At 43.9% G+C, this 1,081-nt stretch carries 1 protein-coding gene and 1 pseudogene; both read right to left on the minus strand.

What is annotated here, in order from left to right; genetic code table 11:
* Window positions 1–223 (minus strand): annotated as a pseudogene (locus tag FTT98_RS17905) (hypothetical protein); the annotation flags it as partial.
* On the minus strand, window positions 220–1,081 hold an 862-nt coding region (locus FTT98_RS17910; RefSeq protein ID WP_180177637.1), incomplete at its 5' end, for a MobA/MobL family protein. The pseudogene FTT98_RS17905 and the gene FTT98_RS17910, both read right to left, overlap by 4 nt.

Here is a 1,081-nt window from a genome sequence, read left to right on the forward strand (position 1 = left end):
TGTTTGTAGCTTCGGTTAATGCCTGAATACTGGTGTTTAATGCACATGTATGCTTCTTATTTGCGTTTTCTAGCGATTTTTCAGCCTTGTCTAGCACTCCACTAGCGACTTGGTTGTAAAACTGCTCTAATCGCTTCTTATCGTCTGCTATGGCTTCTCGATATTCCTTCATGGATGCCAATAAAATATATAACTGGTCATCTAAATCATTTTGATTGCTCATAATGACATTCCGCCTCTACTTAGTTTTTGAGATGCCTTGCGGAGTGCTTGCTCGGCTCGTTGTTTATCTAATTCTTGCTGTCGTTTCATTTCCGCTTGGCGTTCCAGTTCTAGACGTTTGGTTTCTTGGTTCTTCTGCCATTGATCAAAACCTTGATCGACACGGTTTAAACCACGCTGTAAAACGCTCTCTTTCTGCTGTTTCTGTTGGTCAAGCTGTTGGGCGTTCTGCTGTTTCACATTGTCATTAAAACGGCTGATTTCAGTGTCTATGCCTTGTCTGCGTAATTGGGTGACTTTAGTGCCTTCATGGATGGTGGCTTGTAGTCCATTATTCTGATCGGCATAGCTGCGGTGGTCTATTTTTTCCTGAAAGCCTGCTCGTTCTAATGCGTGATTGGCTAAATTTGCCCACGTTTCCCGAATCTGTTTAATTTCGTCTTGGGTTGTCCCCATACCAAGGCTTTTTCGTTTGGCGTTGCTGAGTTCAATATCGGTTTTGGTGGTCAGAGTGAGTTTATTGTCTGCGTCCAATTCGGCTTTTCGGGTTGTGAGCATGATATGGGCGTGATGGTTTTTATCATTACCGCCTTTACTCGGTTCATGGATGGCTAAATCTGCGATTACGTCATAGCGATCAACTAAGGACCTGGCAAAGTCTTTTGCCAAGTCCTTACGTTGATCAGCGTCTAATTCATCGGGTAGGGCGATTACCCATTCTCTAGCGGTTCGGGCATCTTTGCGGTTTTCGGACTGTTCTGCCAAGTTCCACAATTCGCTACGGTCTATTTCTATATCAAGGTTAGACACAATTTCGCTATGGGCGACACCATCCTTTCTCGTAAAATCGTGGGTTAGT

The organism is Acinetobacter sp. YH12039, from assembly GCF_013420015.1.
Taxonomy (GTDB): Bacteria; Pseudomonadota; Gammaproteobacteria; order Pseudomonadales; family Moraxellaceae; genus Acinetobacter; species Acinetobacter amyesii.